Consider the following 25,175-nt stretch of genomic DNA (forward strand, 5'->3'; position numbering starts at 1 on the left):
AAAAAAGCCACCGCAAGCGGTGGCTTTTCGCATCAGGCGCTGCGGATCAGCTGCTGCGGCGACGCGACCAAGCCATCGCGCCGAGGGCAAGTGCAGTCAGCGCGATCACACCCGGTTCCGGCACCGGATTGTCCGGCGTTACAGCCTGGGTACCGAGGAAGAGCTTTTCATCACCGCCGTTCAGCGCGTACTTGTCCGGACAATCGCCTACGGTCTGATTCTGCCTCGGCTGGGCACGGATGGCACTGAAACCGGATTCGCTGCCACAGCCCAGGCGGTAATCGACGTGTATCGCGTAGTCGGCCAGATTCACCCCCGGCGTCTTCATCAGGTTGGTGATGATCTGGTCCAGTTCCGGCAGCACGATGGCGTAGGCCGCACGGTCGCCGCCGAGATTGTGCTCGACCTTGCGGGTGTAGGAGCCGGCGCAGTCGACGATGATTTCACCGCCGGGCACGGACTGCAGGCAGACCGGGCCGCCGGAACGTACGAAATCGGCCAGATAGGGATCCTGCCGGCCGGCATCGGTCAGCGCGCCGGGAGCCGTGTAGATGCTGGTATCGCCCATGATGATGCCCGACCCGCCGGAACCGTCGAAGGTGGGCAATCCGCCATAGACGGATGAATGGTCCTGGTTGAAATCGTTGCTCAGATCGAAGCGGCCAAGAATGGTGTTGGTGCTGATCTGGGTGACTTCGACCCGCATCCACGCTGCGAGACTGGCGCGATCTTCGCCGCTGCCTATCTCGTTGTTGGCGAAAAAGAACACCAGCGAGTTCGACGCCAGATTCAGGTCGGTATTCAGGGCCGACAGGCTGGCGTCCCACCAGCCCGAGCGATCCCAGCTGCCATCGAGCTGGCCAGCCAGGCTGTTGGGTTCATTTGCGGTGGTGGTGCGGAAACCTTCGACGGTGTTGGCGTTGGGCGTTTCGAAGGCGTCATCGACACCGGCGTTGGTATTGCCGAGCTGGCCGTCGGCGCCGAGGCCCAGCTTGGTGAACACGCTGATCTGACCCGGGCCGGACATCACCTCCAGGCCGGCGATGGGCAGCGAATAGGAACGCGCATCACCGTAGGTCACGAAACCGACATTGTTCAGATTGACGGTCGGCGCCGCTGTCACGGCCATTGCCGCCGACAGCGCGGTGAACGCGGTGGCCAGCCGCAGCCCCTGAGAAAAAGCACGCTTGTCCATGATCTGTGGTCTCCGATTCTTGTTTGCCCGAAACCCGGGAATTTTTCCCGACCGGTATCGTCGCATTAGCAAATCGCGAGCCAGACAGAGCCTCGGCATGCAGACCCATGATTTTGTTTCAGAAATATGGCGTGGGATGCTTACCCATGAACTGCATCACGAATACTGTCAAAAATATCGACACAACGCCCCTCGCCTGGCGGCTTTCCGGGGTGTGTCCATCGCGGGCGCTTCCTGCCCTTGTGCCGGCGGTCACACGCCCTAGCGGCGCGATTCCAGCGCTTCCCAGCGCAGCATCGCGGCATCGATTTCAGCCGCCAGTTCACCCAACCGGGTGGAGAGCTTCGCCGCGTCCTGACCGCTGACCGCGCCAGTGGACAGACGATCGGTCAAAATCCCCTGCTCAGCCTCCAGCGCGGCGATGCGGTCTGGCAGCGCATCGAGTTCCTTCTGTTCCTTGAAGCTCAGTTTCGTCTTCTGCACGGCAGCCGGCTTATCGGACTTGGCCGAAGCGACAGCCGGCGCAGCCACAGATTTCGCCGTCGCATTCGGTGCCACGCTCGCTGACACACTCGCTGCCACATTCGCCGGTGCAGCCGGCACCGTGGCGCGCTGCGCCACCCAGTCGCTGTAGCCACCGACGTATTCGCGCCACCGCCCGTCGCCTTCGTAAGCGATGGTCTGGGTCACCACCGCGTCGAGGAAGGCGCGGTCGTGCGACACCAGCAGCACGGTGCCGTCGTAGTCCTGCAGCAGCTGCTCCAGCAGGTCCAGCGTTTCCATGTCGAGATCGTTGGTCGGCTCGTCCAGCACCAGCACATTGGCCGGTCGCGCGAACAGGCGCGCCAGCAGCAGCCGGTTGCGCTCGCCGCCGGACAGCGATTCGACCTTGGCCCGCGCGCGCTGCGGCGGGAACAGGAAATCGCCCAGATAGCCGATCACATGGATGCGCTTGCCGCCGATCTCGACGAAATCCGAGCCCGGGCTGATCACTTCGGCCAGCGTGGCCGATTCGTCGAGCTGGGCGCGGAACTGGTCGAAATAGGCCACCTGTATGCGGCTGCCGGTGCGCACACTGCCTTCGTCCGCCTCCAGCTGACCGAGGATGAGCTTGAGCAGCGTGGTCTTGCCGGCGCCGTTCGGGCCGATCAGACCCACCTTGTCACCGCGCACGATGCGGGTCGAGAAGTCGCGCACGATGGGGCGCTCGCCGTAGCGCTTGCTCACGCCTTCGAGTTCGGCCACCAGCTGACCCGAGGCTTCGCCGCGGTCCAGTTCCAGCTTGGCACGCCCCATCTGGTCACGGCGCGCCTCGCGCTGGGCGCGCAGTTCGTCGAGCCGCTTTACACGGAACTGGGCGCGGGTGCGGCGGGCTTCCACGCCCTTGCGTATCCACACCTCCTCCTGCGCCAGCAGCTTGTCGGCGCGCGCGGATTCCAGCGCCTCGGCCGCCAGTTCGTCCGCCTTGCGCGCCACGTACTCGGCGTAGCGGCCGGGATAGCTGCGCAGCAGGCCGCGGTCCAGCTCGATGATGCGGGTGGCGAAGCTGTCGAGGAAGCGGCGGTCGTGGGTGATGACCAGACTGGCGCCACGGAAGTCGTTCAGCAGCGTTTCCAGCCAGGCGATGCCGTCGAGATCGAGGTGGTTGGTCGGCTCGTCCAGCAGCAGCATGTCGGGCTCGGACACCAGCGCACGCGCCAGCGCGACGCGCTTCAGCATGCCGCCGGACAGCGATTCCACGGTTGCGTCACCCGGCAGATTGAGCTTCACCAGCGCCTGCTCGATGCGCTGTTCGAAGCGCCACGCCTGGTGGTGTTCCAGCGCGTCCTGCAGTTCGGCCATGCGGTCGAGCTTGCCTTCGTCGCCATGAGCCACTGCCTCAGCCACGTCGTGATAGTCGATCAGCAGCTGCGACAGTTCGCCCAGCCCTTCAGCGATGGCGTCGAACACCCGCGCGCCCGGCGCGAACTGCGGCTCCTGCGCGACATAGGCGATCTTGATGCCCGGCTGCCGCCAGGCGGTGCCGTCGTCCAGCCGTGCGTCGCCGGCGAGGATCTTGAGCAGGCTGGATTTGCCGGTGCCATTGCGGCCGATCAGCGCCAGACGTTCGCCAGGCTCGACCACCAGCGCGGCGTGGTCCAGCAGGGGCAGGTCGCCGAAGGCGAGGCAGGCGTTATCGAGGGTGATCAGCGGCATGACGGAATCTGGGCGATGCGAAGACGGGCGCGCAGTATACGCCCCGCCCCCACCCGGCCCTCACTTCACGCGGGAGTCAGCCGGCGCCGGGCGCCGCGCGACGCGCGAACATCAGGCCGCCGAGGGCGGCCTGCGCCAGGCCGTACAGGCCATAGATCAGCGCGGCGCCGACTGCCTGCGCCGCCGGCACGCCGAACGCCGCCAGCGCAACGCCGGCCGCCGCTTCGCGCGTGCCCCAGCCGCCGACGCTGACCGGCAGCGCGGCCATCAGGAAGATGGGTGCAGCGGCGGCGATCCACACCGCGGCCGGAAGATCGAGGCCGACCGCGCGGCCACCAAAAGCCAGCGCCGCGATCGACAGCGCCTGCACCGCCAGCGAAGCGCCCATCTGCAGCGCGTACTGGCGCACCGCCTGCGGCCGCATCAGCCGCGACTGTACGCGGGCCAGCGTGGCGACGATGCGGCCGCCCGCCGGGTCGAGCCGCAGCGCGATCAGCGCCAGCGGAGCCACCAGCAGCACGACGCCGCCGGCCACCGCGAGCACGTCGAGCAGCACCGGCGGCCACGGCAGCGCGATCACCAGATGGCGCTGGGCGAACGGCAGCGCGAAGGCGCCGATGGACAGCAGCACCCACAGGCCGCTCACCCGGTCCAGCACCACCGACAGCCCGGCATCGAGCGAAGGCAGGCCGGCCTGCCGCAGTGCCAGTGCGCGAAAAAGATCGCCACCGACCACCGCGCCCGGCAGCAGTGCATTGAGTGCCATCGCCCTGAAGTAGGTGGTCAGCGCAAACAGCCGGCGCACCGCCGCGCCCAGCCACTGCGTGAGCAGACGCCAGCGCAACGCGGAGGCGATGTTGGACGCCAGGGCCAGCGCAAAGCCGGCGGCCAGCCATCCGTGGTCGGCCCCGGCGAGTGCGGACTGCAGTGCGGCCGGATCGGCCAGCCGCACCACCGCGAACAGCAGCGCGGCGGCGGCGGCGACGCGCAGCAGCGCAGCGCGCGTCATCGGGCGTGATCGTCCTTCACGTGGTACTGCGGCCGGCCGCGCCCCTCGTGATAGATGCGGATGAGCAGTTCACCGACCAGACCGGCCACGATGAGCTGCAGGCCCATCAGCAGCAGCATGACGCCGGCCATCAGCAGCGGGCGGCCGCCGATGTCCTCGCCGGTCAGCTTGACCAGGCCCAGCCAGCCGAGAATGCCCAGTCCGGGCGTGGCCAGCCACAGGCCGAGCGCACCGAAGGCGTGCAGCGGACGCTGGCGGTAACGCATGAAGAAGATGATGAGCACCAGATCGAGAATGACCCGGAAGGTACGGTCGATGCCGTACTTCGACACGCCGCGGGTACGCGCATGGTGGCGCACCGGCACTTCGTCGATGCGCGCGCCAGCGTCGCGTGCCAGCGAAGGAATGAAGCGGTGCAGTTCGCCGTACAGCCGGATGCGGTCGATGATGTCGCGCCGGTAGGCCTTCAGCGCGCAGCCGTAGTCGTGCAGATGCACGCCGGTCGAGGTCGAAATGAGCTTGTTGGCGATCACCGACGGCAGGCGGCGCGACAGCGCCTTGTCCTGCCGCTGCTTGCGCCAGCCGGAAATCATGTCCACGTCCGGATCGGTATCCAGCCGGTCGATCAGCGCCGGAATGTCCAACGGGTCGTTCTGCAGGTCGCCATCCAGCGTCACCACATAGCGACCACGCACCCGGTCGAAGCCGGCCTGCAGCGCGCTCGACTGGCCGTAATTGCGCACCAGCCGCACCGGACGCAGCCACGGGCGATCTTTCGCCAGTTCGGCCAGCAGCCGGCCGCTGCCGTCACGCGAACCGTCATCGACCAGAATCAGTTCGAAACTGCGGCCGGTCGGCGTCAGCGCCTCATCCACCCGGCGCACCAGATCCGGCAGGTTTTCCGCCTCGTTGAACACCGGAATCACGACGGAAATATCGACCGCGTAGCTGCATGCCGCGTCATCCGCGGTGACGACCGTGGGGGATTGATACAATTTCGACAACCTTTCAAAAACACGCCGGTCGCGTCGCGACCGGCTCAAAACATTCGCTTACGGGCACCCGCCTGATCACGATGCCCTCATCCCGCACATCCGCATCGAATGGCTGGACGCTGTTCGGTCTGCTCGTTCTCTACTTTGCCGCCCACCTGGCCGCCCGCGTGTTCGCGTCGGACGCGCTCGAACTGGACGAAGCCGAACAGGTGCTCTGGACCCAGCAGCTAGCCGCCGGCTACGGCGCGCAGCCGCCACTCTACACGTGGCTGCAATGGACGTTCTTCCAGATCATCGGCGTATCGGTGCCGGCGCTCGCGCTGCTGAAGAACCTGCTGCTGGCCACCACCTACACCTGCACCTGGCTGGCCGCCCGCCGTCTGGTCGCGCCGCCGCTGGCAGTACTGGCCGCCGCCTGCATGCTGCTCATCCCGCAGATCGGCTGGGAATCGCAGCGCGACCTCACCCATTCGGTGCTGGTCACCTGTCTGGCCAGCGCTTCGCTCTACGTCGTGGTGCGCCTGCTCGACGAAGGCCCGCGGCCGGCACTGTACATCGCGCTCGGGCTGATTGCCGGCCTCGGCATGCTGTCCAAGTACAGCTACGCGGTATTTGCCGCGGCGCTGGCGCTGGCCGTACTGCTGCGGCGCGATGCGCGCGCGGTCTGGCTCAACCCCTGGCTCATCGCCAGCGGCGCGATCGCACTGCTGGTATTCCTGCCGCACGGCCTGTGGCTGATCGACCACTGGCAGGCCGCCAGCGCACGCACGCTGGAAAAGCTCAACACCACCGGTGGCGCGGTCGCCGGCGGTCCGCTGCGCGGGCTGACCAGCCTGGCCGGCGCCATCGCCGCCACCGTGGCCGGCCTCTATCTCATTCTGGCCGCGGTATTCGGCCGTGCCACCTTCCGCCGTGATGCAGGCAGCCCCTGGCCCCGCTTCTGGCGCCATTATCTCATCGCGCTCGTGCTGTTCATGCTGGCCATGGTGTTCGTCGGTGGCGCCACCCATTTCAAGGGTCGCTGGCTGCAGCCGCTGCTGTTCGTCGCACCCCTGGTGTTCTTCAGCAGCCGCCCGCATCTGGTCGACAGCCCGCGACTGGGCTGGCTGCGTGGCATCCTGGTGGTGTTCGGCCTGCTCTACCTGTCACTGGCGGCCGGCCGGCCGCTGCTCGATGGCTGGCGCGACCGGCCGGACGAACTGAACGAGCCGGCGCTCGAACTGGCCACCGCGCTGCGCGCCGCCGGCTACGACGGCCATGTGCCCATCGTGACCGACACCCCGGTGTTTGGCGGCGTGCTGCGTCTGCGCTTCCCGGATGCGCAGGTGACCGTATGGAAAGCCGGCGCTCCGGCACCGCTGCTGCCGGACGGCCCGCGTCTGGTGATCGGTCGGGGAGCGGCGGCCGGTGACCTGCTCCAACGTAGCGGCGCGGGTGAAGGCATCCGCCTCGCCCTGCCCTACCGCCACGTGCGCCCGGACCTTCCGCCGGTCGAATACCGCTACGCGCTCGTGCACTGAGCCGCCCCGCGGTTACAATCGCGGCCCTGCGGCTCCATAGTTGAATGGATACAACAACCCCCTCCTAAGGGGTAGGTACAGGTTCGATTCCTGTTGGGGCCGCCATCCGTCAGAGGGCGGATGTGACCCGGACTTGTCCGCGATGCGCCACCCGTCTTGAGCCAGATCAGCGTGCCGGGCGCCTCCTGAGGCTTTTTGCGGTCCGCCGGTCTATACCGTAAGGGCGCCGGCACTGCGGCGCGTCCCTCGGGTTCTGGTCATGCTGCTGTCTGCCCTGCCTTCATCGCTTTCCGCCTCTGCACAGACCGCGTCCGGCACCGGAAGCCGCGCTTCGGGTACATCTTCATCCTCGACGCAGGCACTGAGCGCGGAAGACGAAGCGGCGCTGCGCAAGCTGCAGGCCCGCGACCGCGAGGTCCGCCAGCACGAGCAGGCGCATCTGGCGGCGTCCGGCGGACTGGCAACCTCGGGCGCGCGCTTCAGCTACCAGCGCGGGCCGGATGGCGTCGATTACGCGATCGGCGGGGAAGTGAGCATAGACACGGCCCCCGGCCGCACACCGGAAGAAACGCTGCAGCGGGCACGTCAGGTGCGCGCCGCAGCGCTCGCGCCGGCCCAGCCTTCGGGCCAGGATCTGGCGGTGGCCGCCCAGGCGGCGCGCATGGCGCTGGATGCACAGACCGAGCTGGCGCAAGGCACCCGCGACAGCACGCCAGCCGCAAGCGAGCGCAGTACGGACGGACAGCGCTCTGCCGAGGCCGCGCTGGCGATGTACGCCAGTACGACTCAGAACGCCCCTTCCCGCATCACCGACAGCTACGCCTGAGGGCGCCGACTCGGCTCAGTAGCCGCGCCGCGTTTCGACCACGCCGTCGACCTCGCGGACCAGGCCCAGCACCTTGTTGATCTGGCCGACGCCGGCGATTTCCACCGTGAAGTTCATGCGTGCCATGCCAGCCTTCGATTGCGTGCTGACCGCGGTCACGTTGATCTTCTCGCGCGACAGCACTTCGGAAATGTCGCGCAGCAGGCCCTGGCGGTCGTGCGCTTCGACATGGATGTCGGCGGCGAAGCGCGCGTCCGGGTCGCGGCCAGCCACCTCGCCCCACTGCGCATCGATCACCCGCTCCGGGTTGCGCGCCACCATATTGATGTAGTTCGGGCAGTCGCTGCGGTGGATGGCCACGCCGCGGCCGCGGGTGACAAAGCCGGAGATCGGGTCCGGCGGCGCCGGCTTGCAGCAGCGGCCGAGCTGGGTGAGCAGCTTGCCCACGCCTTCCACCAGCACGCCGCGCTCGCCGGTGGCACGCGGCGCCCGCGGCTTGATTTCCGGTTCGTCCGGCGGCGGCTCCTCGCCCTTCAGCGCGACGTGGATGGCACGCGGCCCGACCTCGCCGTGCGCGCAGGCGATGTGCATCGCATCCACGCTGTTGTAGCCCAGCTTGTGCGACAGCTCTTCCAGACTGGTCTGGGTGGCGCCCTCGCGCGCCAGTTCGCGGGCGAGCCAGGCACGGCCCTGCGCCAGCGTCTCGCCTTCCTCGATCTGGGCGAACCAGCGGCGCACCTTCTGGCGGGCGCCGTGGGTGGAGATATAGCCCTGCTGCGGCACCAGCCAGTCGCGCGACGGCCCGCCCTGCTTGGCGGCGATGATTTCCACCCGCTGGCCGTTGTCCAGCGGCGTGTTCAGCGGCACCAGCTGGCCATTGACCCGGGCGCCGCGGCAGCGGTGGCCGAGATCGGTGTGCAGCCGGTAGGCGAAATCGACCGGAGTGGAGCCGGCCGGCAGATCGATCACCTTACCCTGGGGCGTGAGCACATAGATGGTGTCGTCCAGCGCAGCGCGCTTGAACTGTTCCACCCACTCCGAGTGATCGGCGATTTCGTCGCGCCAGGACAGCAGCTGGCGCAGCCAGGCGATCTTGTCGTCGTAGTCCTTGTCCTGACCGGACCCTTCCTTGTAGCGCCAGTGCGCAGCCACGCCCATTTCGGCGTGGCGGTGCATGTCACGGGTGCGTATCTGCACCTCCAGCGAACGGCCGTCCGGCGCGATCACCGCGGTGTGCAGCGACTGGTAGTTGTTGCCCTTGGGCTGGGCGATGTAGTCGTCGAACTCGCGCGGCAGCGGATGCCAGAGCTGGTGCACCACGCCGAGCGCGCCGTAGCAGTCGCGCACCGACTCGACCAGCACGCGCAGCGCGCGCACGTCGTACACCTCTGAAAATTCGAGCTTCTTGGCCCGCATCTTGTTCCAGATGCTGTAGATGTGCTTCGGCCGGCCCTGGATGTCGGCCTGGATGCCGGCCGCCTGCAGTTCGGCCTTGAGCCGCGCCATCGATTCGGCGATGAAGGCTTCGCGCTCGACCCGCTTTTCGTCCAGCTGCTTGGCGATGCGCTTGTAGGTGTCCGGCTCGAGGAAGCGGAAGGACAGGTCCTCCAGCTCCCACTTCAGCTGCCACACGCCGAGCCGGTTGGCCAGCGGCGCGTAGATGTCGAGCGACTCACGCGCAAGCTGCAGGCGTTCGTCGTTCGGATGGGCGGTGAGCCAGCGCAGGGTCTGCACCCGGGAAGCCAGCCGCAGCATGACCACGCGCACGTCGGCCACCATGGCGAGCACCATCTTGCGCAGCACTTCGGCCTGATTGCCGCCGCTGTCCTGACCCGCGACCTGCTGCGATGCGTGCGCCCGGGTGATCAGGCGCAGATTGTCCAGCCGCTGCAGGCCGGTCACCAGCTCAGCCACCGCCGGGCCATAGGCGGCGGCGATCTGCTCGCCGGCGTCGTCCTGCACTTCGTGCAGCGGGAACAGCAGCGCCGCCAGCCGGGTTTCCAGGTCGAGGCGCAGCGACGCGCAGATCAGCGCCTGGCCGAGCACGTGTTCGCCGATCGGTTCGCTGGTGCCAAGCACGCGCTCGGCGTACAGCGGCATGACGCGGTCGTGCGCCGCGCGCAGCAGTTCGGCTTCCGCGTCGCCCAGACCGTCGGTCAGCAATTCGAGGGTGGTACGCGCCGCGTCGGCGCTGGAGAGGGAGTGCACAACTGAAACCATGACGCGATTATCCCGTATTCGCCCGGGCCCCGCTTGCGGCGCAGCAACATGACGGCCGGCTGGCGGGCTTCAACTTGCCATCCGAATCTTGTACCGTCGCAGGCACGCCATCCGACAGGAGCCCTTCATGCGTCTGCTGCTCGCCATCTTCCTGCCCTTCACGGTGTTCTTCACGATAGGCCGTCCGTTTGTCGGCATCATCTGCCTCATCCTTCAGCTCACACTGATCGGCTGGCTGCCGGCCGCGCTGTGGGCGGTCTATGCGTTGAGCCAGTACAAGACCGAAAAGAAGATCGAAGAAGCACTCAGCCGCCGCTGACACCGACCGCGTTCCGCACGATCCGACCGGCGGCGGCCGACGCTGCGGCCGGAAATCCGGTCCTTTATCCGGCCTATTCCCGGCCTGATTTCCGCCTCGCGCGCGCTACGCTGGCACCATGAAATCCGTATCACCCCTTTCTGCGTCGATTCTGCTTGCGCTCGTTGCCCTGCCGCTGCAGGCCGCTGAACCTGCCGCTGCGGCCGCACCGGTCAGCGGCGCGGCCGCGGTGGTGCAGATGCTGGGCGCGCTCGGCCTGGTGCTGGCAGTGCTGCTCGGTGCAATGTGGCTGCTGCGCCGGCTGTCAGGCAGCAAGCTGGCCGGGCCGGCACCGATCCGCACGGTGGGCGGCATCGCGGTCGGTTCGCGCGAGCGGGTACTGCTGCTGGAAGTGGGCGAGCACTGGCTGGTGGTGGGCGTGGCGCCCGGATCGGTCACCGGCATCGCCACGCTGCCGCGCGGCGAGCTGCCGGAAGGCCCGCAGGCCTCGGCGCCGGATTTCGCCAGCGTGCTGGCGCGGCTGAAAGGCGGTCGCCCGTGACGCGCGGTACCGCCCTGCGCAGGATGTTGCTGCTCGCACCGCTGATGATGGCCGGCGGCGACGCGCTGGCCCAGGCCATGCCGATGCTGACCAGCACCCCGGCCCCGGGTGGCGGCACCAACTGGTCGCTGTCCATCCAGACCCTGCTGCTGCTGACCAGCCTGTCCTTCCTGCCGGCGGTGCTGCTGATGATGACCAGCTTCACCCGCATCATCATCGTGCTGTCGCTGATGCGGCAGGCGCTGGGCACCCAGAGCAGCCCGCCCAACCAGGTGCTGATCGGGCTGGCGATGTTTCTCACCTTTTTCATCATGGCGCCGGTGGGCGAACAGATCTACACCCAGGCCTATGTGCCGCTCAGCGAGAACCGCATGAGCTTCGAACAGGCGCTGGACGTCGGCAGCAAGCCGCTGAAGGCCTTCATGCTGAAGCAGGTGCGCGAGCCGGACGTGGAGCTTTTCATGCGGCTGTCGAACACGCCGAAGGTGAACAGCCAGGACGAACTGCCGATGCGCGTGGTGGTGCCGGCCTATGTCACGTCGGAACTGAAGACCGCTTTCCAGATCGGCTTCATCGTATTCATCCCCTTCATCATCATCGACATGGTGGTGGCGTCGGTGCTCATGTCCATGGGCATGATGATGATGTCGCCGGTCATCGTGTCGTTGCCGTTCAAGCTCATGCTGTTCGTGCTGGTCGACGGCTGGAACCTGCTGCTCGGCACGCTGGTGGCGAGCTTCGGACAGAACTGAAGGAATCCCTGACATGACACCGACCACTGTCGTCGACATCGGCCGGGACGCGGTCGAAGTGCTGCTCATCGTGTCCGCCCCGATGCTGGGCGCCGCACTGGTGACCGGCCTCCTCGTGAGCATCTTCCAGGCCGCGACCCAGGTGAACGAAATGACGCTTTCGTTCATTCCGAAGCTGATCGCGGTATTCGTGGTCATCATCGTCGGCGGCCCGTGGATGATCACGCTGATGACCGAGTACATCCGCCGGCTCTATTCCTCCATTCCGTCGCTGATCGGATAGGGCTGCCCGGCGTGATTTCGCTGAGCGCCGCCCAGCTCGACCTGTGGATGGCCGCCTTCCTGTTCCCGCTGGTACGGGTGCTGGGGCTGGTTGCGGCCTCACCGGTCTTTAACAACCGCGCCTTTCCTGCCCGCATCCGGCTCGGTCTGGGTGCGGCCATGACGCTGGCGCTGATTCCGGCGCTGCCACCGCCCGGTCTGATCGTCGGTTCCTGGCCCGGCCTGCTGGCACTGGTGCAGCAGATGCTGATCGGCATCGCACTCGGCTTTTCGATGCGCATCGTGTTCACCGCCATCGATCTGGCAGGCGAACTGATCGGCCTTCAGATGGGCCTGGGCTTCGCCATGTTCTACGACCCGGACAACGCCGCCCAGTCGCCGGTGATTTCAGAATTCCTCGGCCTGCTCGCGATGCTCATTTTCCTGTCGATCAACGGCCACCTGATGATGCTGGCGGTGCTGGGCAACAGTTTCGAGTGGTGGCCGATCGGCGCCGACCTGTTTCCGGCCAATGGCTGGGCGGCGATCGCGCGCTGGGGTGGCACCGTGTTCTCCGCGGGCGTCATGCTTGCGCTGCCGGTGATCGCGGCACTGCTGGTAGTGAACATCGCGCTGGCCGTACTCACCCGCGCCGCGCCGGCACTGAACCTGTTCGCGATCGGCTTTCCGGTCACGCTGATCGCCGGTTTCGTCATGCTGATGCTGTCACTGCCCTTCATCGCACCGTCGCTGGAGCGCCTGTTCGACTACGGCCTCCGCACCCTCGCACAACTTGCAATGGGGTGAGGCGGGGGTTTCGCGAAGCACCGCTTCGCGCCCGCTGAACGGGCTGGCTGTGCAAAGCCAGCCCTGGGGTGGCGGATCGGCGCGGGCATCCTCAGAAGGCAGATTCCTTGCTCGCGGCCCCCTGAACCGGCCGGCTGTGCAAAGCAGGCGTTTCGCGAGTGACAGATCGGCGCGGGCACAGCCAGAAGGTCGATCCGCGCAGACAACCCGCCGTCCGCGCCCTGCCCTCACCCTCTAAAGCAGCACATCCCGCGACACCCCCGCCCTGCGCAGTATCTTGCGCAACTGGGCAAGTGCCTCAAGCTGGATCTGGCGCACCCGTTCGCGGGTCAGGCCCAGCCGTTCAGCCAGTTCTTCCAGTGTGGAAATTTCGCTGCCATTGATGCCGTAGCGGTATTCGATCACCGTACGCTGCTTCTCGCCGAGCTGCCCTATCCAGGTCTGCACCAGCGAGCCGATCTCCGCGTTCTGGATCTGCACGTCCGGCCCTTCCTGATCGTCGTCGGCCAGCGATTCGCCGATGGACAGCGACGGATCGATGTCCAGTGGCGCGTCGAGCGAGGCGGTGTGCTCGTTCAGCGAAAGGATGTGGCGCACGTCCTCGACCGGCTTGTCCAGCACCTGCGCGATGTCCTCGGCGCAGCAGTCGCCGCCGCTTTTCGACTCCAGATTGCGCATCGTGCGCAGCACCTGGTTCAGTTCCTTCACCACGTGCACCGGCAGCCGTATCGTGCGCGACTGGTTCATGATGGCGCGCTCGATGTTCTGGCGTATCCACCAGGTGGCGTAGGTCGAGAAGCGGAAGCCGCGCTCCGGATCGAATTTCTCGAGCGCGTGGATCAGGCCGAGATTGCCCTCCTCGACCAGATCGAGCAGCGGCATGCCGCGGTTCAGGTAATGCTTGGCGATGTTTACGACCAGGCGCAGGTTGCGCTCGATCATGGTCTGACGCGCTTCGAAGTCACCCAGACGTACGCGCCGTGACAGCGCCAATTCCTCGTCCGGCGTCAGCAACGGATTGGCGCCGATCTCGTTCAGATAGAGCTGGGTCGCATCGCCGAGAAATTCGGCTTCCGCAGGTTCGACCGTTTCGGCCGTCGCGTCCGGCGTGTCGATGTCGCTGATGGCCGCGTCGTCCTCGATCGGTTCGACGGGTTCGGCATCCTCTGGCAGCGACAGGTCGGACATGGCGTCTATCTCGGCGGCAGGTACTTCAGCGGATCAACGGGTTTGCCCTGGCGTCGTATCTCGAAATGCAGCCTGGGCTTTCCGGCCTCGGTGTCGGTATCACCGAGTTCGGCTATCTTTTGTCCGCGCTTCACGCTGTCGCGTTCCTGAACCAGGATTTTGCTGTTGTGCGCGTAGGCGGACAGATACGTGTTGTCATGCTTGATGATGACCAGTTTGCCATAGCCGCGCATCGCTTCACCGGCATATACGACACGGCCGCCTGCGGCCGCCAGCACCGGGTCTCCGGTCTTGCCGCCGACATCGACGCCCTTGTTCGATCCTTCGCCGAAGCGGCCGATGATGCGGCCCTGTGCCGGCCAGCTCCAGTCCAGCCCCTCTTCGGAGCGGGTCGCGTCCGGCGCGCCGGCGGCAGGCACGGTCGGTGCGGGTGCTGCCGTGGCGGCCGGAGCCGGCGCGGGGGGCGTGGGCGTAGCCGGAGCCGCCACCACCGGTGCGCCCTTCAGCCGCGCGAGCGCAGCTTCCGAATAGGCTTCGACGCCACCGCGCGGCTCACGCTTCAGCTGGGCGCTGTTCGCTGCATCCGGCGGCGCAGCCTGGGCCGGCTGCTGCGCTGGCGCAGCCGGGGCGTCCAGCGGTCTTGACTCAACCGCGCCTGCACCGAGGACCGGGCGGGTTTCCACCGTGCCTTCCGGCGGCGAAACGCGCAGTTCCTGGCCGATGCGGATCAGGTTGGGATTGTCGAGCTTGTTCCAGGCCACCAGATCGCGCCAGTCCTGACCGTATTCCAGCGCAATGCCGTACAGCGTTTCGCCCTTGGACACGATGTGAAAGCCGCTGCGCGCCGCCGGTGCGGCGGGCGTGCCGGTAACAGCGGGCGGCGTGGCAGCGGAAGACGGCGGCGTACCCGCGGTCGTGCGGTCCTCGACCGGAGCCGGTCGCGTGCCGGCGCAGGCGGCCAGCAGCAGGCTCACGACGGACAGCGCACACAGCGTTCTTTTCATTCAACCCCCGGCAGGAGCGGTACGAAGCGCACCGCATCCAGTTTTGATTCGACAAAGCGGTGCTGCGGCTGATGTTCGATCATGCGCAAGGTCTGGTCTCCGGCACCCACCGGAAGGATCAGACGGCCACCCTCGGCCAGTTGTTCCAGCAAGGGCATAGGCACCGTATTAGCCGCCGCAGCGACGATGATTGTATCGAAGGGCGCTTCGGCAGCCAGACCCACCGTGCCATCGGCATGTTTCAGCCGCACGTTCGGCAGGCGCAACGGCCGCAGATTGCGCTTGGCCAGTTCAAGCAGCGGCGCGATGCGCTCGACCGCGTACACGTCTTTCGCCAGCTTGGACAGCACGGCGGCCTGATAGCCGCAGCCGGCGCCCACCTCCAGCGTCTTCCCCAACTGACGCCCGCCAGCACGCAGAAGTTCGATCATCCGCGCAACGATGAAGGGCTGGGAGATGGTCTGCTGGTAGCCGAGCGGCAGCGCAGTATCTTCATAGGCCCTGCTGCGCAATGCCTCTTCGACGAACTGATGGCGCGGAATGGCCTGCATGGCTGCCAGTACGCCCTCGTCGCGGATGCCCGACGCTCGCAGGCGATCCACCATGCGCGCACGGGCGCGGGTCAGCGCGAGGCTCGCGTCCGCCGAAATCATGCGCCCAGCCAGTCCCGGATCTGCCCCATCTGGGCCACATGGGTCAGATCGATCTGCAGCGGCGTAATCGACACATAACCGTTTGCGGTGGCGTTGAAATCGGTGCCCTCACCCGCGTCCTGCGCGGCACCGGCGGCGCCTACCCAGTACACCGTTTCGTTGCGCGGGTTGATCGTGCGCACCACCGGCTCGGCCTTGTGACGGCGGCCAAGGCGAGTGATCTGCGTACCCTTCAGTTCTTCGGTAGACAGGTCAGGCACGTTCACGTTGAGCAGCACCGGCGCCGCGAAGGGACGCTCGGTCAGCCGCTTCACCAGATCGCGTGCGATGCGCGCCGCGGTGTCGTAATGCGCACTGCCCTTGCGGGTCATCGACATCGCGATGGCCGGAACGCCGAGCAGATAGCCTTCGGTCGCAGCCGCCACCGTGCCGGAATAGATGGTGTCGTCGCCCATGTTGGCGCCGTCGTTGATGCCGGACACCACGATGTCCGGCAGGTGATCGAGCATGCCGGTCACGGCCAGATGCACGCAGTCGGACGGCGTGCCATTCACGTAGTAGAAACCGTTGCGCGCACGGCGCAGGATGAGCGGACGGTCCAGCGTAAGCGAATTGCTGGCGCCGCTGCGGTCGGCTTCAGGCGCGACCACGGTGACTTCGCCCACTTCGCCGAGCGCGCGTGCGAGCGCTTCGAGGCCGGGAGCGAAATAGCCGTCGTCATTGGACAACAGGATGCGCATGGAAAGGTGCGATGAAGTGTGCGACCGGTCATCGCTGACCGGACAGAAACCCCGGCGAGGGGCCGGAAGATGACCGTTCCGGCATCTGCTGCGACGCCGTCACGACCGGCGCCCGAGGCGCCTGAACAGCGCTGGAATATAGCACAGGCGCGCCTTGCAGCCGGCTTGCAGCACGCCGTCGGCGTGCAGGATGCAGGCCGCACGGGATCACGCAGAAGTCGCGCAAAAGTCGCGCGGAAAAGAAAAAGGCCACTTCGAAAAGTGGCCTAAGTGCTTGATTTAATTGGTCGGGGCGGCGGGATTCGAACTCGCGACCCCTTGCACCCCATGCAAGTGCGCTACCAGGCTGCGCTACGCCCCGACTCAGCCAACAAGTATAACAGCGCTGAAGCGCTTGAGCTCATCTCGGCATGAAAAATGCAGATGCGTCAGCCCAGCAGATCGAGCAGCTCCTGCAGTTCGCTGCGCAGCGCCGCAACATCGATGGCCGGCTCAGGCGACTGTTCCGGCGCACCGGAACGGGGGTCGTTATCGTCCAGCCGGTTGCGCGCACCGCTGATGGTGAAACCTTCTTCGTACAGCAGCTGGCGGATGCGCCGCACCAGCAGCACTTCGTGGTGCTGGTAGTAGCGCCGGTTGCCACGCCGCTTCACCGGCTTGAGCTGGGTGAATTCCTGCTCCCAGTAGCGCAGCACGTGCGGCTTCACGCCGCACAGCTCGCTCACTTCGCCGATCGTGAAATAGCGCTTGGCAGGAATCGCAGGCAGCGCCTGCGGTTCCTTATTCGTCGTTTCCATCGTAGGCGATGCCCTCGACTGCCGACTTCAGTTTCTGACTGGCATGGAAAGTAACGACACGCCGAGCGGTGATCGGGATTTCCTCGCCGGTCTTGGGGTTGCGCCCCGGGCGCTGCGGCTTGTCACGCAGCTGGAAATTGCCGAATCCCGACAGCTTCACGCCGTCGCCGCTTTCGAGCGCATCGCGGATTTCATCAAAGAACGCTTCGACCATATCTTTGGCTTCGCGCTTGTTCAGTCCTACCTGTTCGAACAGCATCTCCGCCAGTTCGGCCTTGGTCAGTGTGGTCATGCGGCTTCCTCTTGCTCCCTTCGCCCCGCCGCCTCAGGCACGCAGCCTTGCGCCGAATTCACGCTGTGCGTGGTTCACCAGTTCCTGCACGGCGGCGTCGACTTCCGCGTCCGCCAAAGTACGTTCAGTATCTTGCATAAGTATACGGAAAGCAAAGCTCTTTTCCGACTCTGCAATACCCTTGCCCTGATACAGATCGAACAGCGCGATGTCCTGCACGATGGCCGGCGCCTTGGCCTTCAGACCGTCCATGACGGCCTGTGCCGAGGTCGCACGCGGCAGCAGCAGCGCGATGTCGCGACGCACCGAAGGCTGACGCGACTGGGTGCGGTGGCTGGGCATGGTGCGGTCGAGCAGCGGCTCGACATCCAGTTCGAACAGCACCGGTGCGCTGCCGAGTTCGTAACGCTGCACCAGTTCCGGATGCAGCTCGCCGATGTGGCCGATCACTGCGCCGTCCAGACGGATCGACGCCGAACGACCCGGGTGCAACGCTGGATGTACGGCCACCGCGAAGGTCGCCTGGCGCGGCCAGAGCAGCGCTTCGACATCGGCCTTCACATCGAAGAAATCGACCGCGCGGGTGGGCGAACCCCACTGTTCGGTGTGTACGCCGCCCCAGGCGAGCGCGGCGATACGCAGCGTCTGCGCGTAGCCGGCCACCGGACGCGCGTCGGCATCATTTGCGAAGCAGCGACCGATCTCGAACACGCGCACGCGGTCGATCTGACGACGGCGGTTGGTCGCGACGTTGTCCACCAGGCCGCCGATCAGCGACGAGCGCATGACCGACATCTGGCTGGCAATCGGATTGGCCAGCACCACCGGCGCATTGTTGCCGGCAAAGTCGTGCTCCCACGCCTTCTCGACGAAGGCGAAGTTGATCACTTCCTGATAGTCGCGACCGGCCAGCAGATGGCGCAGCGCGAACGCGCCACGACGCGCTTCCGGCAGCTCGGGCATGGCCAGGCGACCGGTCGGCGGCACGGTCGGAATATTGTCGTAGCCGTGCAGACGGGCCAGTTCCTCGATCAGATCGACTTCGATCTCGATATCGAAACGCCAGCTCGGCGGCTGCACCACGAAATCGCCGCCATCCCGCTCGAAGGCGAGCCCGAGCCGGCCGAGCAGCGTGGCGATCTGGTCGTCACTGAACTTCACGCCAAGCACGCGGGTGGCGCGTGCCGGACGCAGGCGCACCGGCGTGCGTGCCGGCAGCTGCGTGGTCTGGTCATCGACCGGACCGGCTTCGCCGCCGCACAGTTCAAGGATGAGCTGGGTGACGCGCTCGACACCGGCCACGGTGTCGGCAAAATCAACGCCACGCTCGAAGCGGTGGGCCGCTTCGCTGGAGAAAGCGTAACGGCGGGCACGCCCCTGGATCGCATCCGGATGCCAGAAAGCGGCTTCAACGTACACGTTGCGGGTGTCGTCGGTGCAGGAGGTCGACGCGCCGCCCATGATGCCGGCGAAGCTTTCGACACCGGCGTCGTCCGCGATCACGCCGCAGTCCGCGGTCAGTTCTATGGTCTGGTCGTTCAGCAGCTTCAGTGTTTCACCCGGCTGCGCCCAGCGCACGGTGAGCCCGCCCTGCACGCGATCAAGATCGAACACGTGATTGGGCCGGTTCATTTCCAGCATGACGTAGTTGGAAATATCGACCAGCACAGACAGCGAACGCATGCCGGCGCGTTCGAGCCGGCGCTTCATCCAGTCCGGCGTCGCGGCGCGCGCATTCACATTGCGGATGACGCGACCGGAAAAGCGGCCGCACAGGTCCGCGTCCGCGATGTTCACCGTCAGGCGGTCGGCGATGCTCACCGGTGCCGCCTTGACTTCCGGCAGACAGACCGGCGCGCCGGTCAGCGCGGACACTTCACGCGCGATGCCGGTCATGCCGAAACAGTCCGCGCGGTTGGGCGTGAGCTTGATGACGAACACGCTGTCGTCAAGATCGAGATAGTCGCGGATGCTGGTGCCGACCGGCGCATCGGCCGGCAGCGCGAGCAGACCGGACGCTTCGTCGGAAATGCCCAGTTCGCGCGCCGAACACAGCATGCCGCTGCTCTCTACGCCGCGCAGCTTGGCACGCTTGATGTCGATGCCCGGCAGCTTCGCGCCCACGGTGGCGCACGGCACCTTCATGCCGGCAGCCACGTTCGGCGCACCGCACACGATCTGCAGCGGCTCGCCGCCGGCATTCACCTGGCACACGCGCAGACGGTCAGCATCCGGATGCGGCGCAACCGCCAGCACTTCGGCCACCACCACGCCGTTGAAGGCGGCCGCTGCCGGCTCGAGCTCCTCGACTTCGAGGCCGGCCATGGTCAGCAGATGAGACAGGGCAGCGGTGTCGATCGCCGGATCGACGAAGCTGCGCAACCACTTTTCGGAAAATTGCATGTCGGAGAACCCTCAGCTGAACTGGCTCAGGAAGCGCACATCGCCGTCATAGAACAGGCGCAGGTCGTTGATGCCGTAGCGCAGCATGGTCAGGCGGTCCGGCCCGAAGCCGAAGGCGAAGCCGGTGTAGCGCTCGGCGTCGATGCCGCAGTGGCCCAGCACGTTCGGATGCACCATGCCGCAGCCGGCAATTTCCAGCCAGCGGCCGGCCAGCGGTCCGCTCATGAAGGCGACATCGATTTCGGCCGACGGCTCGGTGAAGGGGAAGAAGGACGGGCGGAAACGCACGTCCAGCTGATCGGTTTCGAAGAAGCGGTGCAGGAAGTCGCTCACCACACCCTTCAGGTCGGCGAAACTGACCGATTCACCGACCCACAGGCCTTCGACCTGATGGAACATCGGCGAATGGGTGGCATCGGAATCGACGCGATACACGCGGCCGGGCGCGATGATGCGGATTTCCGGCATCCCATCGGCACCGCCGTGGCGCGCGACATGCGCCTGCATGTAACGCACCTGAATCGGGCTGGTATGGGTGCGCAGCATGACGTCGCTGGCCCCTTCCAGATAGAAGGTGTCGTGCATCGAACGGGCCGGATGGTTCTCCGGCGTGTTCAGTGCGGTGAAATTGTGGAAGTCGGTTTCGATTTCCGGGCCGTCGGCCACGTCGAAACCGATACCGCGGAACAGCAGTTCGATGCGTTCCAGGGTGCGCGACACCGGATGCAGACCGCCCCGCAGCTGACCGCGTCCGGGCAGGGTCACGTCCAGCGCCTCTTCCGCCAGCCGCGCCTCCAGCGCTGCACGGCGCAGTGCCTCACGACGCGCTTCCAGCGCCGCCTCGACTTTCTGCTTGACCACATTGATCGCCGCGCCTGCTTCCTTGCGCGCTTCGGGGTCCAGCTTGCCCAGCCCCTTGAGCTGTTCGGTCAGGCTTCCGGATTTGCCCAGATAACGCGCCTTCGCCTGTTCAAGCGAAGCGGCGTCGGCCGCGGCAGAAAAATCGGATTCAGCTTGCGAAACAAGGGCTTCCAGATCACTCATCGACGTCTACCCACTGAATTCAGGAACAAAAAAAGGAGGCCAGGCCTCCTTTTTTTGCGTCTTGCACGCTCAGGCGGCGAGCTTGGCCTTGGCTTGGTTCGCGATGGCTGCGAACGCGGCCTTGTCGAACACGGCGAGGTCAGCCAGCACCTTGCGGTCGACCTGGATCGAAGCCTTGTTCAGGCCGTTGATCAGGGCCGAATAGGTCATGCCCAGTTCGCGGGCAGCGGCGTTGATACGCACGATCCACAGCGAACGGAACTGACGCTTGCGTTGACGACGGTCGCGGTAGGCATACTGCCCCGCCTTCATCACCGCTTCTTTGGCGATGCGATATACGCTCTTGCGACGGCCGCGGTAACCCTTGGCCTGATCGAGGACTTTCTTGTGGCGGGCGCGCGCCGTTACACCACGCTTGACTCTGGGCATCTCTGGGTCTCCTTACGCGTAGGGCAACATGTTGCGGACGCGTGCGTCGTCCGTGGCGTGCACCGCCGTGGTACCGCGAAGCTGACGCTTCGACTTGGTGGTTTTCTTGGTAAGGATGTGGCGCTTGAACGCCTGCGAACGCTTGATGCTGCCGCTCGCCCGGACCTTGAAGCGCTTGGAAGCGCCCTTCTTGGTCTTCATCTTGGGCATGACAAAACTCCATTTATGTCATCTTCACAGGTGGCGGCGAACCTCTCGCTGCACTTTCGGACCCATGAACACTTTTTTTGCCGGCGCTTTCACGCCAGCGACGCGGAACCGGAGCTCCGCGCATCGCCGGGTTTCCCCGGCAGATTCTTCAGTCCGTCTCAGGACTTCTTCTTCTGCGGCGCCAGCACCATGATGAGCTGACGACCTTCCAGCTTCGGGAACTGCTCGACCACCGCCACCGCTTCGAGATCGCTCTTCACGCGCTCAAGCAGTCGCATACCGAATTCCTGGTGGGCCATTTCGCGGCCGCGGAAGCGGAGCGTCACTTTCGCCTTGTCGCCATCCAGCAGGAAGCGGTTCAGATTGCGCAGCTTGATCTGGTAGTCGCCCTCGTCCGTACCCGGACGGAACTTCACTTCCTTGACTTGGATCTGCTTCTGCTTCGACTTTGCCTCGGCAGCGCGCTTTGCTTCCTGGTACTTGAACTTGCCGAAGTCCATTAGACGACAGACCGGCGGCTTGGCAAGCGGCGCAATTTCGACCAGATCGAGCCCGGCTTCTTCCGCCATGGCCAATGCCTGGCGTGAAGACATGATCCCGAGCTGCTCACCTTCGTCGCCTACGAGGCGGATTTCAGGTGCGTTGATCTCCGAATTGGTGCGCTGCGATTTTTGCTGACTGATGCTCGTGCTCCCGAGACGAAAAAAATCAAGCCGTGCGATCGATGCCCCTGTTCGCGATTTCATCAGCCAGACGCTGAATCAGGTCGCTGAGAGACATCTGCCCGAGGTCGATATTGCCGCGGGCACGCACGGCCACCACGTTGGCTGCCTTCTCCTTGTCGCCGACGACGATCTGGTAAGGCAGCTTTTGCAAGCTATGTTCGCGGATTTTATAGTTAATTTTCTCGCCGCGCAAATCGCATTCGACCCGAAGACCGGCTTCGCGTAGCGCGTTTGCAACGTTTTGCGCGTATTCGGCCTGCGCTTCCGTGATGCTCATCACCACCAGCTGCACCGGCGCCAGCCACAGCGGGAAGTTACCGGCGTGATTTTCGATCAGGATGCCGATGAAGCGCTCGAGCGATCCGAGCACTGCGCGATGCAGCATGACCGGGCGCTGGCGGGTGTTGTCTTCCGCAACGTATTCGGCGTGCAGACGTTCAGGCAGCACGAAATCGAGCTGCAGCGTGCCGCACTGCCACGAGCGGCCGATCGCGTCCTTGATGTGGTACTCGATCTTCGGACCATAGAAGGCGCCCTCGCCCGGCAGCTCTTCCCATTGCATGCCGGACGCCGAGAGCGCATCGCGCAGACCGGCTTCGGCGCGGTCCCACACATCATCCGAACCGGCACGCTTGGGCGGACGCAGCGACAGCTTGACCGCCACGTCGGTGAAGCCGAAATCGCGGTACACGGTCTGCAGCAGTTCGTTGAAAGCGATCACTTCCGACGTGATCTGGCCTTCGGTGCAGAAGATGTGGGCATCATCCTGCACGAAGCCGCGCACCCGCATCAGACCGTGCAGCGCGCCGGACGGCTCGTTGCGATGGCAGGAGCCGAACTCGGCGATACGCAGCGGGAGGTCGCGGTAGGAATGCAGCGAGTTGTTGAAGATCTGCACGTGGCCCGGGCAGTTCATCGGTTTCACCGCGTAGTCGCGCTTTTCCGACTCGGTGGTGAACATGTTCTCGCGGTAGTTCTCCCAGTGACCCGATTTCTCCCAAAGCACGCGGTCCATCATCAGCGGCGTCTTCACCTCGCGGTAGCCGGCGCGGTCGAGCGCAGTACGCATGTACTGCTCGATCTGCTGCCACACCACCCAGCCCTTCGGGTGCCAGAACACCATGCCCGGCGCCTCTTCCTGCATGTGGAACAGGTCGAGCTGCTTGGCCAGGCGGCGGTGATCGCGCTTTTCCGCCTCTTCCAGCATGTTGAGGTAGGCGTCCTGCTCGTCCTTCTTCGCCCAGGCGGTGCCATAGACGCGCTGGAGCATTTCGTTCTTCGCGTCACCGCGCCAGTAGGCGCCGGCCACCTTCATCAGCTTGAACACCTTGAGCTTGCCGGTGGACGGCACGTGCGGGCCGCGGCACAGATCGATGAAATCGCCCTCGCGGTACAGCGACACATCCTGATCGGCCGGAATCGACGCGATGATTTCCGCTTTGTAGTGCTCGCCGATGGACTTGAAGAAGTCGACCGCCTTGTCGCGCGGCCATACCTCGCGGGTCACCGGGACGTCCTTCTTCGCCAGTTCGGCCATGCGCTGCTCGATCGCCACCAGATCTTCCGGCGTGAACGGGCGCTTGTACGAGAAGTCGTAATAGAAGCCGTTGTCGATCACCGGACCGATGGTGACCTGGGCGTCCGGAAACAGCTCCTTCACCGCGTAGGCCAGCAGGTGGGCGGTGGAGTGGCGGATGGTGTCCAGGCCGTCGGCGTCCTTGTCGGTCACGATGGCCAGTTGCGCATCGTTCTCGATCACGAAGGAGGTGTCGACCAGCTTGCCATCAACACGACCAGCCAGCGCCGCCTTGGCAAGACCGGCGCCGATCGAGGCGGCGACGTCGCGCACCGACACGGCGGATTCGAAACTGCGGACCGAACCATCAGGCAGGGTGATGTTGACCATGGCGGTGCTCCGGAAATCGGTAACGGGGATGTAATGAAATCTATGGACGAAAAAAAAGTGCGGCCTTGGCCGCACTTTTCTGTCTGCGCACGTCAGAACGTGCGTCTTTGGCTGCAGGCCTCAGGCAGTGATCGATACCGGGGTGAAACGAGTTCGCGGTGTCATAACGCTGCCTTTCAAGCCCTGCAGTGTGTGTTGGTAGGCGCGATTGGACTCGAACCAACGACCCCCACCATGTCAAGGTGGTGCTCTAACCAGCTGAGCTACGCGCCTGAAGAGAGGGAGCAAGTATAGCGAAAACTCGCCCCTGTTCAAGACATTTTTTCACGCCGGCTGATTCAGGCGATTTTCCACGCCGCCAGATATTCCTTCCAGTGCTCGCCGGGCTGGGTCGCCAGCCACTCGCGCACGAAGGCGATCTCGGCGTCGTACTGCACGCGGTCGAGCGCGCCGCGCATCAGCTGGAAGCGCTGGAACACCAGGAAAGTGTTCAGTACGTCGGTTTCGCAGTAGTCGCGGATGCTGGCGATCTCGCCGCGCTGCCAGGCGCCCCACACCGCCGATCCGTCCATGCCCAGCTTGCCCGGAAAGCCGATCAGCTTGGCCAGATCGTCGAGCGGTGCGTTGCCGCGACCCTGGTAGAGCGCGAGCAGGTCCATCAGGTCCAGATGGCGCGAATGGTAGCGGCTGATGTAATTGTTCCACTTGAACTCGCGCGCGTCCGGGCCGTCGCCCTCGCCCATTTCCCAGTAGCGCGGCGCGGTCACGCCGTGGATCAGGCCGCGGTAGTGCAGCACCGGCAGATCGAAGCCGGCGCCGTTCCACGACACGATCTGCGGCGTGAGTTTCTCGATGCCTTCGTAGAAGCGCTGGATGATCTGCCCTTCGCCGTTCTCCGGCTCGGACAGCGACCACACCTTCAGCGACTTCGCGTCGCGCAGCGCGCACGAAATGACCACCACCCGCTGCAGATGCAGCGGCAGGAAATCGTGCCCGACCGCAGCGCGCCGCTGCTGGAAGGCGAATTCCGCAACTTCGGCGTCAGACAGTTCGTCCGGCAGATTGTTGAGCGTGCGTATGCCGGCGATGTCCGGAATGCTTTCGATGTCGAATACGAGTACGGCAGCCATGTGGAATGTCGAA

At 65.5% G+C, this 25,175-nt stretch carries 25 protein-coding genes and 3 tRNA genes; 8 read left to right on the forward strand and 20 right to left on the reverse strand.

Going from position 1 to position 25,175, the window contains the following annotated elements; genetic code table 11:
• Nucleotides 1–46 precede the first annotated feature (46 nt).
• The 4 genes from METUNV2_RS0113030 to METUNV2_RS0113045 all read right to left on the reverse strand — a co-directional run bounded on the left by METUNV2_RS0113030 (nt 47) and on the right by METUNV2_RS0113045 (nt 5,395).
• Nucleotides 47–1,195: a PEP-CTERM sorting domain-containing protein gene (locus METUNV2_RS0113030; protein WP_018229910.1), complete on the reverse strand. Its 1,149-nt coding sequence runs from the start codon at nt 1,193–1,195 to the stop codon at nt 47–49.
• 261 nt (nt 1,196–1,456) lie between these two features.
• Nucleotides 1,457–3,391: an ATP-binding cassette domain-containing protein gene (locus METUNV2_RS0113035; protein ID WP_018229911.1), complete on the reverse strand. Its 1,935-nt coding sequence runs from the start codon at nt 3,389–3,391 to the stop codon at nt 1,457–1,459.
• Between the two features lie 76 nt (nt 3,392–3,467).
• Nucleotides 3,468–4,400, reverse strand: a complete 933-nt coding sequence (locus METUNV2_RS0113040) for a lysylphosphatidylglycerol synthase transmembrane domain-containing protein (RefSeq protein ID WP_018229912.1) — start codon at nt 4,398–4,400, stop codon at nt 3,468–3,470.
• Nucleotides 4,397–5,395, reverse strand: coding sequence for a glycosyltransferase family 2 protein (locus tag METUNV2_RS0113045; protein WP_026188143.1), 999 nt, complete (start codon nt 5,393–5,395; stop codon nt 4,397–4,399). The genes METUNV2_RS0113040 and METUNV2_RS0113045 overlap by 4 nt, the downstream gene beginning before the upstream one ends.
• An 80-nt stretch (nt 5,396–5,475) precedes the next feature.
• On the opposite strand from METUNV2_RS0113045, the gene METUNV2_RS0113050 reads away from it, so the two are divergent.
• The 3 genes from METUNV2_RS0113050 (at nt 5,476) to METUNV2_RS0113060 (ending at nt 7,741) form a co-directional block, all read left to right on the forward strand.
• On the forward strand, nt 5,476–6,915 hold the full coding sequence (locus METUNV2_RS0113050; protein ID WP_018229914.1) for an ArnT family glycosyltransferase: 1,440 nt from the start codon (nt 5,476–5,478) through the stop codon (nt 6,913–6,915).
• Nucleotides 6,916–6,945: 30 nt separating this feature from the next.
• Nucleotides 6,946–7,020: transfer RNA gene (locus tag METUNV2_RS0113055), tRNA-Arg, on the forward strand.
• A 154-nt stretch (nt 7,021–7,174) separates the two neighbouring features.
• Entirely contained in the window at nt 7,175–7,741 is a 567-nt protein-coding gene (locus METUNV2_RS0113060) for a putative metalloprotease CJM1_0395 family protein (protein WP_018229915.1), read from the forward strand.
• A 15-nt stretch (nt 7,742–7,756) separates the two neighbouring features.
• On the opposite strand, the gene METUNV2_RS0113065 is transcribed toward METUNV2_RS0113060, so the two are convergent.
• Nucleotides 7,757–9,961, reverse strand: a complete 2,205-nt coding sequence (locus METUNV2_RS0113065; RefSeq protein ID WP_018229916.1) for a RelA/SpoT family protein — start codon at nt 9,959–9,961, stop codon at nt 7,757–7,759.
• Between the two features lie 127 nt (nt 9,962–10,088).
• Here METUNV2_RS0113065 and METUNV2_RS0113070 point away from each other — a divergent pair, with 127 nt between their 5' ends.
• The 5 genes from METUNV2_RS0113070 to fliR all read left to right on the forward strand — a co-directional run bounded on the left by METUNV2_RS0113070 (nt 10,089) and on the right by fliR (nt 12,641).
• Nucleotides 10,089–10,280 carry a YqaE/Pmp3 family membrane protein gene (locus METUNV2_RS0113070; RefSeq protein WP_018229917.1) on the forward strand — a complete coding sequence of 64 codons (192 nt, stop codon included), beginning with the start codon at nt 10,089–10,091 and terminating at the stop codon, nt 10,278–10,280.
• 118 nt (nt 10,281–10,398) lie between these two features.
• Entirely contained in the window at nt 10,399–10,821 is a 423-nt protein-coding gene (gene fliO, locus METUNV2_RS0113075) for a flagellar biosynthetic protein FliO (RefSeq protein ID WP_018229918.1), read from the forward strand.
• Between the two features lie 23 nt (nt 10,822–10,844).
• Nucleotides 10,845–11,573, forward strand: a complete 729-nt coding sequence (gene fliP / locus METUNV2_RS0113080; RefSeq protein WP_051081975.1) for a flagellar type III secretion system pore protein FliP — start codon at nt 10,845–10,847, stop codon at nt 11,571–11,573.
• Nucleotides 11,574–11,586: 13 nt separating this feature from the next.
• Nucleotides 11,587–11,856, forward strand: coding sequence for a flagellar biosynthesis protein FliQ (fliQ, locus tag METUNV2_RS0113085; protein WP_018229920.1), 270 nt, complete (start codon nt 11,587–11,589; stop codon nt 11,854–11,856).
• 11 nt (nt 11,857–11,867) lie between these two features.
• Complete coding sequence (gene fliR, locus METUNV2_RS0113090) at nt 11,868–12,641, forward strand: flagellar biosynthetic protein FliR (protein ID WP_018229921.1); 774 nt, start codon at nt 11,868–11,870, stop codon at nt 12,639–12,641.
• A gap of 234 nt (nt 12,642–12,875) precedes the next feature.
• On the opposite strand, the gene rpoS is transcribed toward fliR, so the two are convergent.
• The 15 genes from rpoS to METUNV2_RS0113165 all read right to left on the reverse strand — a co-directional run bounded on the left by rpoS (nt 12,876) and on the right by METUNV2_RS0113165 (nt 25,162).
• Entirely contained in the window at nt 12,876–13,829 is a 954-nt protein-coding gene (gene rpoS / locus METUNV2_RS0113095) for an RNA polymerase sigma factor RpoS (protein ID WP_018229922.1), read from the reverse strand.
• A gap of 5 nt (nt 13,830–13,834) precedes the next feature.
• Complete coding sequence (locus METUNV2_RS0113100) at nt 13,835–14,833, reverse strand: peptidoglycan DD-metalloendopeptidase family protein (RefSeq protein ID WP_018229923.1); 999 nt, start codon at nt 14,831–14,833, stop codon at nt 13,835–13,837.
• A complete protein-coding gene (locus METUNV2_RS0113105) occupies nt 14,830–15,486 on the reverse strand; it encodes a protein-L-isoaspartate(D-aspartate) O-methyltransferase (RefSeq protein WP_018229924.1) in 657 nt (218 codons plus the stop codon). Before METUNV2_RS0113105 ends, METUNV2_RS0113100 begins: the two co-directional genes overlap by 4 nt.
• Complete coding sequence (surE, locus tag METUNV2_RS0113110) at nt 15,483–16,226, reverse strand: 5'/3'-nucleotidase SurE (RefSeq protein WP_018229925.1); 744 nt, start codon at nt 16,224–16,226, stop codon at nt 15,483–15,485. Before surE ends, METUNV2_RS0113105 begins: the two co-directional genes overlap by 4 nt.
• 284 nt (nt 16,227–16,510) lie before the next feature.
• Nucleotides 16,511–16,587 (reverse strand) — tRNA-Pro (locus METUNV2_RS0113115).
• A 67-nt stretch (nt 16,588–16,654) separates the two neighbouring features.
• Nucleotides 16,655–17,023, reverse strand: coding sequence for a MerR family transcriptional regulator (locus tag METUNV2_RS0113120; protein WP_018229926.1), 369 nt, complete (start codon nt 17,021–17,023; stop codon nt 16,655–16,657).
• Nucleotides 17,007–17,315 (reverse strand): integration host factor subunit alpha, encoded by a 309-nt coding sequence (locus METUNV2_RS0113125; RefSeq protein ID WP_008062640.1) that lies wholly within the window; start codon nt 17,313–17,315, stop codon nt 17,007–17,009. The genes METUNV2_RS0113120 and METUNV2_RS0113125 overlap by 17 nt, the downstream gene beginning before the upstream one ends.
• Before the next feature lie 33 nt (nt 17,316–17,348).
• A complete protein-coding gene (gene pheT / locus METUNV2_RS0113130; RefSeq protein ID WP_018229927.1) occupies nt 17,349–19,718 on the reverse strand; it encodes a phenylalanine--tRNA ligase subunit beta in 2,370 nt (789 codons plus the stop codon).
• Between the two features lie 12 nt (nt 19,719–19,730).
• A complete protein-coding gene (pheS, locus tag METUNV2_RS0113135) occupies nt 19,731–20,762 on the reverse strand; it encodes a phenylalanine--tRNA ligase subunit alpha (protein ID WP_018229928.1) in 1,032 nt (343 codons plus the stop codon).
• A 69-nt stretch (nt 20,763–20,831) separates the two neighbouring features.
• Nucleotides 20,832–21,191: a 50S ribosomal protein L20 gene (rplT, locus tag METUNV2_RS0113140; RefSeq protein ID WP_008062637.1), complete on the reverse strand. Its 360-nt coding sequence runs from the start codon at nt 21,189–21,191 to the stop codon at nt 20,832–20,834.
• 12 nt (nt 21,192–21,203) lie between these two features.
• Complete coding sequence (gene rpmI, locus METUNV2_RS0113145; protein ID WP_018229929.1) at nt 21,204–21,401, reverse strand: 50S ribosomal protein L35; 198 nt, start codon at nt 21,399–21,401, stop codon at nt 21,204–21,206.
• Nucleotides 21,402–21,559: 158 nt separating this feature from the next.
• A complete protein-coding gene (gene infC, locus METUNV2_RS0113150) occupies nt 21,560–22,147 on the reverse strand; it encodes a translation initiation factor IF-3 (protein WP_332309778.1) in 588 nt (195 codons plus the stop codon).
• Nucleotides 22,110–24,032, reverse strand: a complete 1,923-nt coding sequence (gene thrS / locus METUNV2_RS0113155; protein ID WP_018229931.1) for a threonine--tRNA ligase — start codon at nt 24,030–24,032, stop codon at nt 22,110–22,112. The genes infC and thrS overlap by 38 nt, the downstream gene beginning before the upstream one ends.
• A gap of 196 nt (nt 24,033–24,228) precedes the next feature.
• Nucleotides 24,229–24,305 (reverse strand) — tRNA-Val (locus METUNV2_RS0113160).
• A 65-nt stretch (nt 24,306–24,370) separates the two neighbouring features.
• Nucleotides 24,371–25,162: a 3'-5' exonuclease gene (locus METUNV2_RS0113165; protein WP_018229932.1), complete on the reverse strand. Its 792-nt coding sequence runs from the start codon at nt 25,160–25,162 to the stop codon at nt 24,371–24,373.
• Nucleotides 25,163–25,175: the final 13 nt, after the last annotated feature.

Source organism: Methyloversatilis universalis EHg5 (assembly GCF_000378945.1).
Lineage (GTDB): Bacteria > Pseudomonadota > Gammaproteobacteria > Burkholderiales > Rhodocyclaceae > Methyloversatilis > Methyloversatilis universalis_A.

Excerpts from the sequence above, each read along its gene's own strand:
- METUNV2_RS0113030 (WP_018229910.1), bottom strand. The coding sequence starts at position 1,195 with ATGGACAAGCGTGCTTTTTCTCAGGGGCTGCGGCTGGCCACCGCGTTC.
- METUNV2_RS0113035 (WP_018229911.1), bottom strand. The coding sequence starts at position 3,391 with ATGCCGCTGATCACCCTCGATAACGCCTGCCTCGCCTTCGGCGACCTG.
- METUNV2_RS0113040 (WP_018229912.1), bottom strand. The coding sequence starts at position 4,400 with ATGACGCGCGCTGCGCTGCTGCGCGTCGCCGCCGCCGCCGCGCTGCTG.
- METUNV2_RS0113050 (WP_018229914.1), top strand. The coding sequence starts at position 5,476 with ATGCCCTCATCCCGCACATCCGCATCGAATGGCTGGACGCTGTTCGGT.
- METUNV2_RS0113060 (WP_018229915.1), top strand. The coding sequence starts at position 7,175 with ATGCTGCTGTCTGCCCTGCCTTCATCGCTTTCCGCCTCTGCACAGACC.
- METUNV2_RS0113065 (WP_018229916.1), bottom strand. The coding sequence starts at position 9,961 with ATGGTTTCAGTTGTGCACTCCCTCTCCAGCGCCGACGCGGCGCGTACC.
- METUNV2_RS0113070 (WP_018229917.1), top strand. The coding sequence starts at position 10,089 with ATGCGTCTGCTGCTCGCCATCTTCCTGCCCTTCACGGTGTTCTTCACG.
- fliO (WP_018229918.1), top strand. The coding sequence starts at position 10,399 with ATGAAATCCGTATCACCCCTTTCTGCGTCGATTCTGCTTGCGCTCGTT.
- fliP (WP_051081975.1), top strand. The coding sequence starts at position 10,845 with ATGTTGCTGCTCGCACCGCTGATGATGGCCGGCGGCGACGCGCTGGCC.
- fliQ (WP_018229920.1), top strand. The coding sequence starts at position 11,587 with ATGACACCGACCACTGTCGTCGACATCGGCCGGGACGCGGTCGAAGTG.
- rpoS (WP_018229922.1), bottom strand. The coding sequence starts at position 13,829 with ATGTCCGACCTGTCGCTGCCAGAGGATGCCGAACCCGTCGAACCGATC.
- METUNV2_RS0113100 (WP_018229923.1), bottom strand. The coding sequence starts at position 14,833 with ATGAAAAGAACGCTGTGTGCGCTGTCCGTCGTGAGCCTGCTGCTGGCC.
- METUNV2_RS0113105 (WP_018229924.1), bottom strand. The coding sequence starts at position 15,486 with ATGATTTCGGCGGACGCGAGCCTCGCGCTGACCCGCGCCCGTGCGCGC.
- surE (WP_018229925.1), bottom strand. The coding sequence starts at position 16,226 with ATGCGCATCCTGTTGTCCAATGACGACGGCTATTTCGCTCCCGGCCTC.
- METUNV2_RS0113120 (WP_018229926.1), bottom strand. The coding sequence starts at position 17,023 with ATGGAAACGACGAATAAGGAACCGCAGGCGCTGCCTGCGATTCCTGCC.
- METUNV2_RS0113125 (WP_008062640.1), bottom strand. The coding sequence starts at position 17,315 with ATGACCACACTGACCAAGGCCGAACTGGCGGAGATGCTGTTCGAACAG.
- pheT (WP_018229927.1), bottom strand. The coding sequence starts at position 19,718 with ATGCAATTTTCCGAAAAGTGGTTGCGCAGCTTCGTCGATCCGGCGATC.
- pheS (WP_018229928.1), bottom strand. The coding sequence starts at position 20,762 with ATGAGTGATCTGGAAGCCCTTGTTTCGCAAGCTGAATCCGATTTTTCT.
- rplT (WP_008062637.1), bottom strand. The coding sequence starts at position 21,191 with ATGCCCAGAGTCAAGCGTGGTGTAACGGCGCGCGCCCGCCACAAGAAA.
- rpmI (WP_018229929.1), bottom strand. The coding sequence starts at position 21,401 with ATGCCCAAGATGAAGACCAAGAAGGGCGCTTCCAAGCGCTTCAAGGTC.
- infC (WP_332309778.1), bottom strand. The coding sequence starts at position 22,147 with ATGAAATCGCGAACAGGGGCATCGATCGCACGGCTTGATTTTTTTCGT.
- thrS (WP_018229931.1), bottom strand. The coding sequence starts at position 24,032 with ATGGTCAACATCACCCTGCCTGATGGTTCGGTCCGCAGTTTCGAATCC.
- METUNV2_RS0113165 (WP_018229932.1), bottom strand. The coding sequence starts at position 25,162 with ATGGCTGCCGTACTCGTATTCGACATCGAAAGCATTCCGGACATCGCC.